The sequence below is a fragment of the Candidatus Pelagibacter sp. HIMB1542 genome, assembly GCF_052047835.1.
GTDB lineage: Bacteria > Pseudomonadota > Alphaproteobacteria > Pelagibacterales > Pelagibacteraceae > Pelagibacter.
In genome coordinates, this window is the sequence record NZ_JBNAJB010000002.1 from 150,273 (window position 1) to 167,421 (window position 17,149).

At 33.0% G+C, this 17,149-nt stretch carries 8 protein-coding genes; 3 read left to right on the forward strand and 5 right to left on the reverse strand.

Going from position 1 to position 17,149, the window contains the following annotated elements:
* Window positions 1-6: 6 nt before the first annotated feature.
* The 3 genes from ACTTBI_RS05095 to ACTTBI_RS05105 are packed head-to-tail and all read left to right on the forward strand — an operon-like array spanning window position 7 to window position 5,104.
* Window positions 7-2,001: a CHASE2 domain-containing protein gene (locus ACTTBI_RS05095; protein WP_440652957.1), complete on the forward strand. Its 1,995-nt coding sequence runs from the start codon at window positions 7-9 to the stop codon at window positions 1,999-2,001.
* Between the two features lie 8 nt (window positions 2,002-2,009).
* Window positions 2,010-3,626: a tetratricopeptide repeat protein gene (locus ACTTBI_RS05100; RefSeq protein WP_440652958.1), complete on the forward strand. Its 1,617-nt coding sequence runs from the start codon at window positions 2,010-2,012 to the stop codon at window positions 3,624-3,626.
* The gene (locus tag ACTTBI_RS05105) at window positions 3,623-5,104 is read left to right on the forward strand and encodes a FecR domain-containing protein (RefSeq protein ID WP_440652959.1); all 1,482 of its coding nucleotides are present in this window, start codon (window positions 3,623-3,625) and stop codon (window positions 5,102-5,104) included. Before ACTTBI_RS05100 ends, ACTTBI_RS05105 begins: the two co-directional genes overlap by 4 nt.
* 2 nt (window positions 5,105-5,106) lie before the next feature.
* Here ACTTBI_RS05105 and ACTTBI_RS05110 read toward each other — a convergent pair whose 3' ends face one another.
* Genes ACTTBI_RS05110 through ACTTBI_RS05130 form a run of 5 tightly spaced genes read right to left on the reverse strand, consistent with a single transcriptional unit; the run spans window position 5,107 to window position 17,146 of the window.
* Window positions 5,107-10,791 carry a LamG-like jellyroll fold domain-containing protein gene (locus tag ACTTBI_RS05110; RefSeq protein ID WP_440652961.1) on the reverse strand — a complete coding sequence of 1,895 codons (5,685 nt, stop codon included), beginning with the start codon at window positions 10,789-10,791 and terminating at the stop codon, window positions 5,107-5,109.
* On the reverse strand, window positions 10,791-14,459 hold the full coding sequence (locus tag ACTTBI_RS05115) for a PilW family protein (protein ID WP_440652963.1): 3,669 nt from the start codon (window positions 14,457-14,459) through the stop codon (window positions 10,791-10,793). Before ACTTBI_RS05115 ends, ACTTBI_RS05110 begins: the two co-directional genes overlap by 1 nt.
* Before the next feature lies 1 nt (window position 14,460).
* On the reverse strand, window positions 14,461-15,276 hold the full coding sequence (locus tag ACTTBI_RS05120; protein WP_440618886.1) for a type IV pilus modification PilV family protein: 816 nt from the start codon (window positions 15,274-15,276) through the stop codon (window positions 14,461-14,463).
* Window positions 15,276-15,851 carry a pilus assembly FimT family protein gene (locus ACTTBI_RS05125; protein WP_440652964.1) on the reverse strand — a complete coding sequence of 192 codons (576 nt, stop codon included), beginning with the start codon at window positions 15,849-15,851 and terminating at the stop codon, window positions 15,276-15,278. The genes ACTTBI_RS05120 and ACTTBI_RS05125 overlap by 1 nt, the downstream gene beginning before the upstream one ends.
* A gap of 5 nt (window positions 15,852-15,856) precedes the next feature.
* A complete protein-coding gene (locus ACTTBI_RS05130) occupies window positions 15,857-17,146 on the reverse strand; it encodes a type II secretion system F family protein (protein WP_440613825.1) in 1,290 nt (429 codons plus the stop codon).
* Between the last annotated feature and the right edge of the window lie 3 nt (window positions 17,147-17,149).

A 17,149-nucleotide genomic window follows, 5' to 3' on the forward strand; every position in this document is an offset into this window, starting at 1 on the left:
AAATTTGTGAAAAATTTAAAAAAATACCTTGGGCTTATTTTTCTAGCGCTGTTAGTGCTAATTAAAATCCAGGACAGTAATTTTGTTAAACGAATAGAGAATATCTCATATGATATTTACCAGTCTATTTTTGAGGAAAATAGCGATTTTAATGATGTTTTAATCGTTGATATTGACGAGAAAAGTATAGGTGAAGTAGGCCAATTTCCCTGGAGAAGAGACGTATTTGCCAACCTTGTTGACAAATTAGAGAATTTGGAAGCATCAGTAATTTCTTTCGATATTTTTTTTAGTGAAGAAGACAAACAAAATCCTAGCAAAATATTAGGAGAACTTAATATTTCTAATGAAGGAGTATTAGACTCTGACCAATCCCTAATTACTGCAATTCAAAATTCAAATGTAATACTGCCAGTTTTAGGAGACATTTCTGTTTTTGATAAAATGAATAATTCTAAACCAAAAACAAACTTTATATCAAGAGGAGGTGATGCAGAAAACTACTTATATAATTTTAAAAATAAAATCACTTCACTTGAAGTTATAAATAATGCAGCAAAAGGTATAGGTAACATTTCATATCTTGATAATCAGGATGGTGTCTTGCGGTCATTACCAATTTTACTTAAAATCGATGGAGATATCTGGCCATCACTAAGTTTAGAAACATTAAGATTGTTACATAAAAATAAAAGTATTTTAATTCAATCATCAGAAAGTGGAATAAAAACAATTAGAACCAAGAACTATAGTTTGAATACAGATCCAAATGCAATAGTTCATATCAACTATAAAAAATTTGGTAAAGATAAATACATTTCAGCTGTCGATATTTTAAATGACAAAATTAGTAAAAATATAATTAAAGATAAAATAATTTTAATTGGAAGCTCAGCACAAGGTTTATTTGATTTTGTTAAAATACCTAGTGGAAAAGTTATCCCTGGAGTTGAAACACATGCTCATGCAATTGAAAATATTATAAATAACGACTTTATAATTAAAAACTTAAAAACAGATATTATTGAAATAATTATATTATTAATTTCTTTAATCTTAGTATTAATAATTCCAAAAAAAGTTAATCCAAAACTAAGTATAGTTTTTTTTGTAGGCTTATGTGTATTTCTAATAACTTCTAGCTTAGTCTTTTACCAATTTAATTATTTTATAGATATATTTTACACTACTTTAGGCTCTGCATTTCTATTTTTAGTTACACTGTATTTTAGATATCTCCAGGAAAATGAAATAGCTATTGAAAATGAAAAAAAACAAATAGTTTTAAAAAAAGAAAGAGAAATTGCTGGTGAAGTACAAAAAAAATTATTTCCAAAAGAATTTGAACAAAAAAATATTCTTTACGCAAAGAATGTTCCTGCGCGAGATGTTTCTGGTGATTACTACGATTACATAAAAATATCTGAGGATGAATTTTATTTCACATTAGCAGATGTTTCTGGCAAGGGAGTTAAGGCTGGAATACTAATGGCAAATGCTGCAGCTGTTTTTAGATCGATGGCAAAACTTAATAAAGAAGTATCTACAATTGCAAGATACATTAATAATCAAGTTGCGGACTCATCTTATCAAGGAATGTTTATAACTGCAGTTGTAGGAAAATATAATATTAAAGAAAAAAAAATAGAATACATCAATCTTGGGCATGAACCAATTATGGTTTATGACGAAAATTTTAATTTTGAATATTATAAATCTACACTACCTCCGCTTGGAATTATGGCTATGGATAATGACGATTTTTTTCAGACAAACGAAATAAGCTTAGTAAATAAAAATTTAGTTATCTATACAGATGGTGTTACAGAGGGATACTTAGAGAATAATCAAGAATTAGAGGCAAAAGGTGTAGAAAAGGAAATTAGTGATAATAAATTTAAGTCGCCTGTAGCAATTATTGAGCATTTAAGCGATATTTTAACTAAAAGAAAAGAGCCTTTAAGAGACGACATTACCTGTCTGATCATCTCCGGATTTTAAGAATTGTTATGAGAATACTGATCTTTCTTTTTTTTATATTTATTTCAATCACTAAGGCTCATGCAAATTTAGTTTTAAGTGAAGTTTTAAATAAACCGGAAGATCTTGAACAAGCATTTTTATTTGTTGATCAAGAAAAAGATAACAAAGTTAATGAGGCAATTTATGCGCTCGAAGTTTTAAAAAAAATTTATCCAGAAAATTTAGAGATCAAAATAAAACTATTTTATCTTTATGAAAAAACTCAAAATGAGACAGAGTTAAAAAAAATATTAAATGAGTTAAAGGAATTTGAAAACGTTCCAAGTTATATTGTTAGTAAAATAAATGAATTAATTGTTTCAGAAAACAAATCTGAGAAAGAAAATTTACAAATATCAAATGATAGTTCCAAAGGAATAAAATATTCTGAAATTCTTAACAATCCAACTGATCTTGAATTAAATTTGAGATTTGCAAAGGAGCAAGAAAGTTTAGGAAATTATAAAACTGTTATTGCAACTTTAGAAAGACTATCAGATCTATACTCAGAAAATTTAGATTTAAAATTATATTTGTTGTCAATATCGTTAAAAATAGATTCTAAAGAAAGAACAAAAGCAATTATTGATGAAATAAAACAGAGTGAAAAATTAACAGCTGATATCAGAGAGCAACTTAACTCACTAACCCAAACTTTAGAAAATCAGAAGAAACCTAGAGATGAAAATGACTGGATTAGATATGTAGACTTTGGTGTTAATCTTGCAGAAGAAAACAATGTTAATACTGTTTCAAATTCTAAAACATTGTATATCAGTGATAGTTTAAGTAATTACGCTGCTGATACTATTTACGAAGATTCTTATAGTGACATCTTTATAAGAACAGGAGCTTTTAAAAAACTATCTGATACTTCAAATTTAAGTTTAAGTTTAGGTAAAAATGTAACAAGACAGAATAGAGATAAGAATAAAGAAAATGATCTAGATTCTTTGTTTGTTAATTACAATAAACAATTCAATAAAAATTATACGTCCGCTTTCTTTTCAATGAATAACAATAATTTTGTTAATGATGCTGAAAATGTAATTTATAATGTTACTGTTGAAAACAGATATCTAACTAAACCAAATCAAAATCTGTTAGTATCTTCAAATATGGGTATTACAGATTATAGAACAGATACTAACTTTAGTTCTGCAGATAATAAAAATAATACTTATTATGGAATTGCAACAGGTTACGAGTATTTTTTTAGTAATACTAACAATATAAAATTTAAACTAGGTATAAATCAGTATAACGCTAAGCTAGACTCTTATGGATATGAAAATAACTTTTATACTATTTCAAATTCAGGAAAAATTGGATTTTTAAATTATACAATTTCTCATTCAAATAACTCAAATAAATATGATAAATCTGACACTTTCGTAAAAAGCGATACGGTCAGAGATGATGAGATTGTAACAAATAGTGTTACACTTTCTGGAAATTTAGAAGATCTAATAAAGAATAAGTATATAAAGAATGTTTTTTACAATCTTTCTTATTCTGATATAGAGTCGAGCTCAAATATCCTTAACTACGACTATGATAAGGAATTAATTAAATTTGGATTAACAAAAAGGATGATGTTTTGAAGAAAATATTGGCTCTAATTTTAACCCTATTTTTTATCAGCCATTCAGTTGCTGATGAGAAAATTGTAGGTGCAATTACATTATCGATTGGAAAAATTACCAATCAAAAAGGAGAAATATTAAAAGCTGGAGATAAAATTTTCTTTGGAGATGAAATTATTTCTGATGGAAAATCTAAATCTCAAATAATCTTTTTAGACGAGACGGTTCTTACAATCGGAGAAAAAACATCAATAACAATAGATGAATTTGTTTTTGATCCAAGTACATTAGATGGTAGCTTCTTAGCTACACTTAATGAAGGTAGTGTAAAAGTTTTAAGTGGATTAATTAATCAGAAGAACCCTGAAAAATTAGAAGTTAAGACTGCGGCTGGAACAATAGGTTCAAGAGGTACAGAGTTTCAAACAATTATAGATGAAGAAGATAATGCACAAGTATTGCTGATTGGTCCTGGGGAAGACAATACCTTAGGATTAAGGCCAGGTGCGGTAGAAGTTGCAAATGAACTTGGGAGTGTATTATTAGATACACCTTTTTCATTCACACAATTATCTTTAAATCAAATTCCAACACCTCCAGTTGAAATTACACAAGAACAATTACAACAATTCCAAAATTTTTTAGATGTTAAAGCAAACCTTGATGTTCAAGAAGTAGAGAGTGCAATTAAAGAAGGTTTGTTTGATGATCAGCAAATAAGTGGAAATGAAATAATAGGTGAAATAGTAACCACTGCTTTGAATTTAAGTGATGGAGGATTAACTTTCGATCAAATAGCTGAAGTGCTAGGTGTTGATGTCGTAGATATTATTGGCGAAGAAGGTCAAGCTGAATTTGAAAACGAGTCTGCAGAAAACCAAATTGCAATGGCAAATGCTGAAGGTGGAGACGGTCTTGCATATATTTTACGTTATGGTGGTACCAATTTAGGAGAAACAAATTATGGAGATTTCCAAGGTATAACTTCAGGGACTTACACTTATACAGGTAACAACATTAACATGGCAGCAACTAAAGGAACAGGTTCTGGGACTTTTAGTGGTGTAACAACAGTTAACTTTGCGTCTCAAACGATTAACAACACATACTCAGGAACGTTATCTTTAGATGGTAACGCTGATGTAGATTTTAGCTATTCTTTTACAACAGATTATTCTAGTGGATCAGCATCTACATCAATGTGGGGAACAAATAATGGAATTTTTAGTATAAATAATTCAAACGGTACAACCGCAACAACCACTAAATCAGGTGAAGCAGGTTTTGATCCATCAGACTTTACTTCAGCTGCTGGAAGTTATTATGCTGATGCTGCAACAGATTTCTTTAATGTTCAAATGAATGGATCTCCAAATCCATCGACTGGTTCGGTTGCAACAATTGCTTTAAATGTTTCTGATTATAATGATGCAGCAACTGATACAGAAAATACTATAGATGGCCAAAGAACTGGTATTATGCCATCAAGAGATTAAAACTATCTATTATTCCAAGATATAGGTGTAACAGTAACAGCGTTTCTGCTTCCAATAGCTTTTACAACTCCAATTTCTTGATTCAATGTAGTATCTCCATACACTAGCTTAATTTTAATTTTTCTATTTCCTGGAGTAAAGTCGCTAGTATCAGTACTTTGATAGTAAACTTTTTGAAGCTCGTCTCGCCATTGTTGAATGGTTGCAACTTCACCAGAAGGTGACGTAATTTTTAATGGTGAATTACTAGAAGCTACAAAATCAGCTGTTTTAGACCACCCTGTAGATAATGCTAAATCACCAGTGGTATCAACTTTAACAGAGTCCTCATCGCTTATAAAAATACTATTATCACTTCCATCATTGTAAAAAGAAATTTCAGCTCTTTCAGGACCTAATAGTACATTAATGTCATTATCATCTTCTTCAATATCTGCACCAGTAAAATCTCCTACACTTCCTCCATATCTAATGATGAACCCTTCAACATCGGAGCTAGCCATACCACCTCTAGTCATAATTCCAGTTGTAGATGCAGAACTAGTTTGTTGGAAAACAAGATAATCATTTGTATTAGCAGCTGGATGAGAGCTAATCCAGTTTGCAGCAGTAAAAGGTCCTACTCTAACACTAGCCTGACTAGACCTCGTAGAAGTTACACCGCAACTTGCTTCATTTTCTAAATTATCTCTAATGTCGTCTGCGTCATCCAAATCAATATCTAATCTTAATCTCCAAAACTCTTTGTCCTTCCAAGGTCCAGATGAATATCTCCAAAATCCAGATCTAAAAATTCCACCCTGACATTCATCTGTTCCATTGACCCAAACTTGTTTATCATCAGTTACACCAAGCTCTTCAATTGCATCTAGATCCGCGGATGTTGTAACATTAGCTAAATAACCTTGAATACCACAAAGGTTTTGGTAACTCGCTTGAAAATTTGCTTGATTGTAACTTAACTCAGTATCTTTTAACTGATAATAATGTTCAGCGTTACTTGGCTTTTGAATATCTCCTAACAATACTTCTATTTCTCTTGTTCCATCAGCAGATGCATTGTGTTCAAAATACATAGATTTAATTAAATCAACATAATTTTTACAAGTTGCATCTCCAGATAAAGTAACCTCGCTAGTTTCATTTCCTGTAGCAGTTAAATTAACTGCATTAAGTTCCTCTGAGCCTACTACAAGCTTGTCACCAGTTTCAGCTCCTGATTTTATTTTCACAATGGCTTTTGTTACTCTCCTATCAAAAAGTTTAATTACTCTTTTTGTAGCTATTCTAATATTAGGATCTTCATCATTTTCCATACCCCCATATTCTAAAACTAATCCTCTTATTGAATAATTAAAGTTATTTGAGTAACTTGCACTCCAATTGTGTAAATCATTCCATGTGAGCTCATCATCGTCATCGAAATGAGTTCCTAATAAATGAATACCATGTTCTGTTTGTGCAACATTATTAGGTTCTCCAGTTCCATTCCAATTTCTAAATGGCATACCATCAACAAACACTTCACCAATTTGTTGACCTTGAGGATCATTAGAACCAGCTGTAACACCTCTTTCCCAGGTTCCATTGTTAGCAGAAGGTGTTCCAGAAGCTGTTCGTGTTGGAGCAAAAGCCAAACCTCTTCCATTCCATAACATACCTTCAGGGCCAGTCATCCATCTCCATACAGGGCATTCTGTGCTCGTTACCGTATCATCAACGTTTGTAAACGAATCTGTAAAATATCTTTTTGTATTATTGCCTGTAATTGCTGCATTTGAAGACAAAGCTATTTTAGGATCTTTATAAAACAATGTTAAACCAGACTGAGATTGGGGGTTTGCATTTGATGCAGTTAGTGATGAAGATCCTTTTCTATAAAATTCATTCTGATACCCTTCCAGTAACCACATTTGAGCTGAACTTGCTGTATAATTAGACCAAGAAGTAGAATTTATATTATTTCTCGTATCTAAATCGACAAGTCTGAATGTTGTGTTGGAAACAACTCTAATTCTATAAAATCCAGTAGCTAGTTGTGTCATACCATCAACATTCATCTGATTAGTGGTGCTAATATCTGCAATCTTAATGATATCATCACTGGTAAGACCATGTGCCGAACTTGTTGTAATTAATGCCGGATTAGCTTTTGATATTGATGTAATTGTTCTTGCTGTTGTTGTTTGATATTTTTCAACTATATTTCTAATATATCTCGTACTAGCACCATAAGTTTGGCCATTTCTATAAAACGGTATATTTTCAAAATCTCGTAAAGCTTGAAAATCAGCTGTTGCTTGAGCTCTATTAGATCTTTGTCGGAAACCACCACATTTATTTAAATTAGCTACAGTATTTGCGTTATCCGACATAGCTAATCCACCCATCCATCCATTACCAACTGCTTTAGTTGTAATGATATCATTTTCAGACTCGCTTGTTATAGTTGCAAGGTATCCACTTTTTCCAAAATAATCTAATTGTCTAGATAGAGAGAACGCTTCATTCATTCTTCTATTTTTATTATTGTATAGATTTTGACTTGAATTAGCAGTTCCATCTGGTCTAGCAGGAAACTCATAAAATTCGTAGAAGTGATTATATCCATCTCTATGCTCTTCAACATGAAGCGGACCTAAAGAAAATAAAATTGTTCTTTCTCCAAGCGAGGCTGTAGTAGTTTCAGTGTCTTCACCTTCTGTGCCGTCTGAACCATCTGTTCCTTCATAAGCATAAGGGTTTGCTCCTTCTTCTGCATCTACTTCTTTTGAATTGTAATATTTTATAGATTCAAATGCTTGTGTCCAAACATCTACGTCTGCACACGGTGCATCAGACTCGTCACCTTCATACATAGTCCAATTATGTGGATTATAAATTGTAGGGGTTTGAGTTAAATCTAAAGAAGAACCACCAGTTATCGTGCCACCTGAAGTATTTTTCCAAACTCTATTATTAAACCAAACAAAATCATTAGCTGAATAAGTTGATGTTGAACTCCAATCATTTGGTTTACCAGAATGAACCATAGTAAGGACTCCTGTGTAGGCATTCCAACCTGGATAATCGTCAGTCGTGTCATGATCTACAGAAGATGAAGAAGTGTCACCTGTTATTGCTGATGGATAATCTTCAGCATCAGTATCAAGTTTTAAATAATCTTCTATAACGTCTGGGTTGGTGTCTGCATCAAGATCTAATAAGTCTCCATCACTGTTTCCATCTACTGGAGCTACATATGTGTCTGCCTCTATAGTGGCTCTTGCAACACAAAAATTATGGCCACTAATATCTATTTCATCTGCATCGTCAGTGTCACCATCTTGGTTAATATCATGCTCTAAGCTAAAATGATCAAAACCTCCATATTCAACAACATAACCAGTAATACAATCTAGTCCTCCAGAACTACAATTTGGAATTCTTCTTAAATCATTCCAACCTCCGTTGGTTCTACCGCTTCTATTTATTTCCATATCAGCATATGGCTCTGCTGAATTATTGGGTTCACCACTTTGCCAGTTTGTATAGGATACACTCATTCCCATTAAAGGTCCTGACTCTGATTGCATATTAGCTGCATTCGAGGTTGGATTTCTCCAATCTGAGTTTGATAGCCAGATATAGTGTTGATCACTAGATTGATCTAATCTTGTTCCATAGTAATTTTCTCTGGTTTCTCCAGCAGCAACATGAAAAGGGGTAACTCCAGTACAGCCAGACTGCGTACTGCTATTGCACATTACAGCATCTTTAATAAATTCATTTTCTTCAGCACTTTCTATAGAAACTAAATATCCTCGCATACCTCCACAAGTAGATTGCTCAGCTCTTCTTTTTGCTTCCCACCAGTCAATCGAGTCACCATTGTAACCAAGATCAGAAGTTACATTTGGTGCAGTTGAAAAATATTTATAATAATGACCATAACTATTATCACCTGAATTTGATGTAAATTGTACACCGTCACAATCGCTACCCAAAACCTCAGACCAATCATCCTCTATAAAATCGTCACCAGCTGATTTTCCATCATCTTTTTCTAGGAAATACAATTTATCTTCAAATTCTGCACAGTCTCCTTCAGAGTATGACGAGGCTGCACTGAAATCTGTAAATGAATTAGAGTTACTACATTGCTCCATAGACCTTTTAAAAACATAAAAGTTTGTATTAGTATTATCTTTGGTTTGAATTTTAATATCTCCAGTTACTCCTTCTTGAGCAATATAATTATTTAAAGGTGTTATTAATGGAGTGCCTTCTTGACCAGTTAGATCGTTTAAGTCTTCTTCTGTAAGTGCAATTTTACCATCTCCTACATCTCCTTTTTGAACTGGAGCTGAAACAATTAATTCAAGAGGAACGATTTGTTCTTGAGGTCCTTTTCCACATGATAAAATTTTGTAATAAACAACATCTTCTCCAGGTGGAACATTGATCGACGGTGCATCGTCTGTTGTTGAAGTAACTGGATATTTAACAATTTCTGTTTTCCATAAAGTTCCTTTGTTTCCAATACCATATATCATTGCATCATTTTTTCTATCAGCTGCTCTTGAGGTGTTAAAATCTTTAGCAGTATTACCTGATCCTTCATTAAACTTATAATATGAAACTAATCCTGGTTCAGAACCTGTTAATCTTCTTCTATTATTGTTTGCAATGTCAGTGCCTGATCTTGATACATTCCATATTCTCATTTCAGCAATATTACCAAGCCAAGGAACACTTTGAATTATTGGATCTCCAGTCAAATAACTACTAGGATTAAAGCCAGCCAAACCTTCTCCGATTGCTAACGGCCAAAAATCTCCTTCAGGTAATGTCTCAGGAGGATTAGTATAACCAGATTTAGGTCTAGCTCCTATATCTGCATTATATGTTCCACTCAAAGTTCCATTTTGGTAAATTCTTACATTACCGGTATCAGTACTCCCCGGTGTACCTCCATCCCATACCCATGCAATGTGAACCCACTCATCCTTAACAGGAGATCCAATATCTCCTTGGTCATCTAAAACAACTTCTCCAAGTCTTGGAGACCACTCATCATTTTTAACTTTAAATACTAAATCCCAAGTTCTACCCCATTCAAAAGCATGCATGTCATAAGTAGATCCTGGCTGTTTATTTTGTATCCACATTTCAATTGTAAATTGATCGTTTGGAAAATCTTTAAAGTTTTCAACAAGCGCAAAAGATCTGTCTGTGTAAGTAGTATCTTTTTCAGTATTATTTTTTGAGCCTTCTGCAGAGAAATAAATAGATCGAACTACATCTGCATGCCTTTGAACAAAAACCTCATAAGACATGTCCTCAAATTTTGGATCATCTGTTCCAAGATTTGCATTTATTCTTTTTGCATAATAAACATCTTCACTAGAATTGGTAAAACCATGCCTATTAAGACATTTATTATCTGAGTCAGCGACATTAAGGGTATTTTGAATATCAACTAGAGTAAAACTATTTGAATTTAGCTGATCAGTGATCCATTTCTGACCTTCTTGTAATCCCGTTTCCGCAGCAAGATTTACTTGTTGCATAACTGAATTTCTTGAAACACTTTTTAAATCATTGTCATAATAAAAAAACATAGCTCCCGTCATAATTGACAATGCTGAGACGACAGCAATCACAAATACAAGGACAAAACCTTTTTCGTTTTTTCGTTTTTTCATTATGAGTCGCTCCAAAGTTGCTGTCTATCAATGTAACTATGAGTTTCCTTACATCTATTTGACAACATTCCAATAACAACATCTTCTCCATCAACTGTTACTGTTTTTTCAGCTATTTTTACAGATGGTTGTACTGACCTTTCGGGATATTCAAATGTAATTACAGCCTCATCCAAGCTAGTAGTTAGTGGGACTGTCTGTCTCCTAAATACCTTCTCACCTTCTTTTCCTTGAATATAACCCTCAATGGTCATTGCTGCTTTTGTTTTATAAACAGTGATATTTTCCATTGCTGTTTCTGAGCAATCAACTCTATCTACATATACTTTTTCTGTAGTAGTTAATTGGTTTCCTCTTAAATCTGTAGCAACAATTCTTATTGAGAAATATTTTTTATTTGAAGGTAAATTAGACCATCTAATGTCACTATCATCATTTAAAACTAAATAAAATTTATCATCTTTTTGGTCAATTCTAAATCTAGTTCCATGATCTACATCTTTATCAGCATCATCATTTGGAACCTCTCCAAGATTAAATCTTACAAAATCATGTGTATCAGGTTCTTGAGTACTAGTAGCATAAATCTCACCTACTATTAGATCTTTGTTATCATCCTCAGCAATATCAAAGTTATTATTATCTGTAATGACTGTTCCATCTGCTTCCTTAAACGATACCCCTGTAGGTGTAGTGTTTCCAATATTAAAACCAATATATACTTTTTTTATGTCTGAAATTCTATTATTAGAGGTATCTTCTGATTGAACTGCGTAATAAAAAGAATCTTCTTTTGGTGTACCATCATTAAAACCAACTGCATAAGCTTGATATCTGAAAGAACCATCGGCAAAAACATAAATAGTATTTCCTGCGGTAGTTGTTACTGTTGCCCTAGCACCACTGTAAGAGTCCTTATCTTGGGTATCATACATTTCTCCTATATTTGGAAGTTCTGTATTATTAGCCCAAACTGCTGTGGTTGCCCTCCACTCTCCACTCAATCTGCAATTCATAGATCTATCAGAACCATCTATACTTTGAGTTTTAATTGAACCTGTTTCATTTGTTCCTCTACCACCGATTTGTGCACAGTTGGCTGATGAATTTGACTGCACTAAAACTTCTATGTGTTCTCCAAAGGGATCATAAGATTTACTTAGCAAACCATATATTCTGTTTACTGTAAAATAGTCTTCGTCCATGTAATAATATAAATTTTGCGCTTTAGGCATTGGTTTATTTCCATCAGTTTTGTCAGGGATAAACCTTGGTAGTCTTGCAATTTGAATATTAGAATACCTATTGTCAGGTTGTGAAAAAGAAACTATTGCAACAGAACCCTTTTGAAATCTTTTAAACCCTTCTGTTTTTAATTCTTCGGTATCATCATCTCCACTTGGCAAACTAATAGCAGTTGGTGTTGTATCTTCATTATAAGGCCAAGCAGACAAAGTATGATCAAATAAATCTCCGTCACTATCAAATCTATAATCAAATGCTGTGAACCTTTGACTGTTGCTGTTAGCAACATGTGGTTTGTTATCTATGTTAGCTCTAAATTTATTTGGGTGGTATGTAAGCGTGACAGTATTTTTAACACCAGTATTTTTTCCGTGTCCACATCCCCATTTATGAGTTGCACCAGGATTATAACTAATTCTTGAAAATGAACTACCTCTATTATTACAGTTCCTAGAACCAGTATTTGTTGGTCTAGTGCTATCAGTTCTCATAAAAAGTCTATTGTATCCATTTTCGTTAAAATCAGACATTTTTGATGAGTTAGGAGTAGACCATCCAGTTAACCTATTCATATCAGCATGTGATAAATAAGAACCATCATCATAACCACAGTTTCTTGTGTGATCAAACTCATAACCTTTGAAATGATGTAAATGGATAGCAGATCGATTACCTTGTGCACCCCACCAAGACCATAAATACATATCATAAACAAGATCTGCTGGCTCACCCCACCATTCATTTTTTTCAGAAGCAGACAAACCATCCCATTCTGTTTTATCATTACTTCTTAAAGAGTCTCTTAATTCAGATGCACTAAAGTCGGATGTGCCATTTAAGCTTTCGTAATCAATTCCCGCACAAGCTCTTATTCTTCCATCTGGCCAAGTTTTTTGAACAACACTAGGTCTTTGATATCCTGCAGCAAATCCTAACATATCATCATCCATCCAAGCACTCATATCATGATTGCAATCTGGATAACCGCCAGAGCAAATCATTCCTTTTAAAACAAAAGAGTCATATTCCTCGGTAGAGGCTAAAAAGGAAGGAGATGCTAAATTTTGTTGTATGTAAAAAGATCTACCATCATCTGTTAAATCATAATTAGGACCACCATTATAACTCGATGTTCCTTTACTCTCATAATTAGCGTCGCCATAGGTAAATCCTTTTGCTTCCCAAGTATGTAAATTTACATCCGAAAATTGAGGTGCATCATATTTCATTACTCTTACCTTGTAATCTTTGTACGCCTCATTTTGGTCTTCCCAAGGTTGACTATCACAACTTGTATCCAAATCTGCTTTTAACCTAATCGTAAAATCTTGATAACCGTCAGAGTTAAAAGTGTAATTTGTATCTAAATTATCTAAAGTGCCCTCAAGAGTTAACGATCCATCCCATTCACCATCATCAGCAGAATTATTATTATTTAAGTCATCATATCCAGATGTTACGGTAAGACCTGGAGGTAAATTGGCGGCAACTGTGGTTGTAACCAACTTTAATCTCATTTCGTCATGGCTAACACTTGGTATTCCAGTTATTGCGGGTGGTTTTTCTGAATTAAAAACTATAGAATCGTGTGTCCTAGTAAGACTTATCCCTCCAACTGTTTCACCTTGATGAAGTATGATAATATCATCAGAGGTTGTAAAGTTTGCAAGCTGAATATCTCTAGTAAGATTGTTTGCACACTGAACTTTTAAACTACCGGTAAAAGGTATAACAGCTGTCCTATTTTCATGAAGATCTTCTTCATCATAAACATAATAAGTTTTTCCACCAAAGTTTAAATTTCTCATGTAAGCAGAAGCTGTATATTTTTCTGTTACTTTTTCATCTTTAGAGACAAGAGTGATTTCAAAATCAATATGCTTACTTCTAATTCTAATTCCAATTTCATCAAAAAACTGGGCAACAGGCATCCAGTCTGCATCGACTGTTGTATTGACAGTATCATCTTCGTCACAATTTGTTGTGTTCCAAACTTTTTTCTTTAATACGGTTTTATCAGTAATAGGAGAGTGTGGAGCTTTTAACTCGTACTTAATTAATTTTCTTTGAATATTTCCACTATTATCCTCGGTATCAAAACAAAATGATACAATTTCTCCAAACTCAGTATCATCTGCAACTTCTGTACCATCTGTATTTAAAACCTTTACCGGCACTTGAACTTCACCATCGGTACTATCAGGATGTTTATAACCAGCCATCTTGCTATCGTGTTGTAATACATGTAGTGCAAATCTAGCCTCCTGTTTCATATTATTGTGATTGATTTGTCTAACAAATGTACCCTGAAAATTATTATAAATTGTATAAGTTGCCCCCATAACGATTGTTGAAACAACCACAGCAACTAAAGCTTCGGTAAGAGATAATCCTTTTTGAGTAATAAATTTTTTTAAATTCATTTTAAGTTCCAGCTAAAAATAATCTTCTAAATTTTTCTTCAATTTTGTCTTGTTTAATAATTATTGTAACTTGTTTCTTTTTGACGGTTTCATAAATATCAACTCCATCTTCTTGATCTGTAACTCCATCATTATCTTTATCAACAGGGACATCTTTTTCGATGTCTTCAATTTCTAATAATCTCTTATCTCCAGTTCTTGCAGGACCGAGATGCTTCTTCAATAAAGTTCCCCAATTATCTAGGTCAGCCAAAACTTTTTGATTTGTTATTGTCGCTTTATATGTGGTGTCTTCAAACTTTGTCATGTCTAGATCATCATAAGGATCTAAACTACCTTCAGAATTAGATATAAATGTAATTGGAGCATTTTCTGTAGCATCAGATGCCATATTTTTATTTGGTGTATCATCAGGAACATCTGATCTTTCCAAAGATAAAGTAGTATTGTTATCATCATCGAAAGCAGTTGAGTCTGTAATTTCGTATTTACCACCCACTCCCTCGATTATTATTTGATCTCCATCACCTGGTAATTGAGCAAGACCCTTTACTTTTAAAGAAGCGCCTGCTGTTGTATCTTCAAATACTCTTGGATTTCCATATTGCGCAGCTACAGGATTGTAAACTGCTGCAAGTTCTTCAAACATTAATTCTACTGCATAAGCAGCTTTGTCAAACTTCCTTAAATTTGCAAAATCTCTTTCTTGATAAGATTGTAATGTCATAAATACAGTTACCGCTATTCCCAAAACACCAGCTGCAGTCATACCCTCAACCAAAGATACACCCCTCTGAAATTTGTGTTTTAAACTCATTACATTCTTTTCCCATTGTTAAAAAAACCTGTCTCATATGTGTGCAAATAATCTTTTTTTCCTCCAGCATTTTCGGAAGCTTGTATTTCTCCTCTGGCATTTTCAGGTGAAGATCCATCAGGTAAAAAACAAAAAAAGTTATTCGAGGCAGAAACTTTTGAGCAGTTACCTGTCGTAGATGTACATCTACTGATTGTCATATGCTCAAGTTCTTTTGTTAAATCTGTTAGCTTGGTTCCTTTATCATTTGTACCATCAAAATCAGAACATTTGGTGGCTGTAGATTTATGATATTCCACATTGTATCTATTCAAACCTTGTGCCTGCCAAACTTCTAAATCTGCAGTATTGTTAGAAGTGTCATTTACAATTCTGATCGTATAAGCATTTCCATCTTCAAGGGACAGTTGTCTAACGTAATTTATTTGACCTCGAATTGTTGCAAGATCGCTCTCGAAATTATCTTGATCACCAAAATTATCAATTGCTGGAAAACCAACCGCACCAATAATGGATATAATGGCTATAGTAGTCATCAACTCTAAAATACTGAAACCTTTTTCTTTGATTTTCATTAAGGCTATCCGACAGCTTGACCAATACTGAAGATTGGCATGTACAAAGCTATCATAAGAACCCCGATAATCGCACCAATTATCACAATCATTAATGGTTCTATAATTGAGGATAAGGCTGCAACAACACCATCAAATTCCTCTTCATAGTAAGTTGCAATTGATTGAAACATTTCTTCCATATTTCCTGTTCTCTCACCAACAGCTGTTAACTGTGCAAGAGCTGGAGGGAATATATGTTCTTCTTTTTGTAGTAACGCAGACAATGTTTGACCAGTTACTATCTGCCTTCCAATTCTCTCTAATGCATAAATAAAAACAAGATTAGTTGTGACAGATTTAGAAATTTTTATTGTATCAATGATACTTACTCCAGCTCTAGTAAGATTGGCCATAATCATACACATCCTAGACACTGTTGCCTTAACAATTAAATCTCCAAACAAAGGAAATTTTAAAAATCTCTTATGCATTACATGTCTAAAGCCCTCTATATTTTTGTACATGAAGTTATAAGAAACTCTAATAATTACTATAATTCCAACGATTTTCATTATATTGGTTGGATTAGCAATAAATCTACTCGCATTAACAATAACTAAAGTTGCTGCTGGGAGTTGAACACCCATTGAGCCATACATCTTCTCGAAAACAGGAACCACTTTCCATAACATGAAAATTGTAATTACTGTTGCAACCGTCAAAAGCATTATCGGATAAAATAATGCACTTTTAATACCTTGTTTAATTTTTGCATTTTTCTCTAATAACTCTACAAGTTTAATTAAAAATTCATCTAATTTACCACTAGCCTCACCTGCAGAGATCATATTCAAATAAATATTGTCAAAAATTTTTGGATGCTTGGCAAAAGCATCCGTTAAATTCATTCCACCATTTAAATCTTTTATTATGGCATGAGCAGTCATTTTCATTTTCATATGTACAGTTTGATCTCTGATCATCATGATAGACTCTAAAATAGGCAAACCCGCCTTGATCATAGTTGATACTTTTTTTGTAAACTGCAGTAATTCCTTCGGTGGAACTTTGGCCCAAGGTCCAAAATTTAAATAAATATTCCCTTTTGCAATAATAATTGGGGCGTTACTTATAGGAACATCATCTAAAGATGGTGGACCTTTCTTTTCGGATTTACCGTTACCTTTTTTGATTGAGGTAACAATAATTTTCTTTTTCCTAAGTTCTACTGCAGCACTTTTTGGATCAGATGCAGAAATTACACCATTAATTTTTTTTCCAGCTTGAACACCAGCATATTGAAATGTTGCCATAAA

What these genes read in the sequence shown, in the direction of transcription:
- ACTTBI_RS05100 (WP_440652958.1), top strand. Translation starts at nt 2,010, where the DNA reads ATGAGAATACTGATCTTTCTTTTTTTTATATTTATTTCAATCACTAAG.
- ACTTBI_RS05110 (WP_440652961.1), bottom strand. Translation starts at nt 10,791, where the DNA reads ATGAAAAAACGAAAAAACGAAAAAGGTTTTGTCCTTGTATTTGTGATT.
- ACTTBI_RS05115 (WP_440652963.1), bottom strand. Translation starts at nt 14,459, where the DNA reads ATGAATTTAAAAAAATTTATTACTCAAAAAGGATTATCTCTTACCGAA.
- ACTTBI_RS05120 (WP_440618886.1), bottom strand. Translation starts at nt 15,276, where the DNA reads ATGAGTTTAAAACACAAATTTCAGAGGGGTGTATCTTTGGTTGAGGGT.
- ACTTBI_RS05125 (WP_440652964.1), bottom strand. Translation starts at nt 15,851, where the DNA reads ATGAAAATCAAAGAAAAAGGTTTCAGTATTTTAGAGTTGATGACTACT.
- ACTTBI_RS05130 (WP_440613825.1), bottom strand. Translation starts at nt 17,146, where the DNA reads ATGGCAACATTTCAATATGCTGGTGTTCAAGCTGGAAAAAAAATTAAT.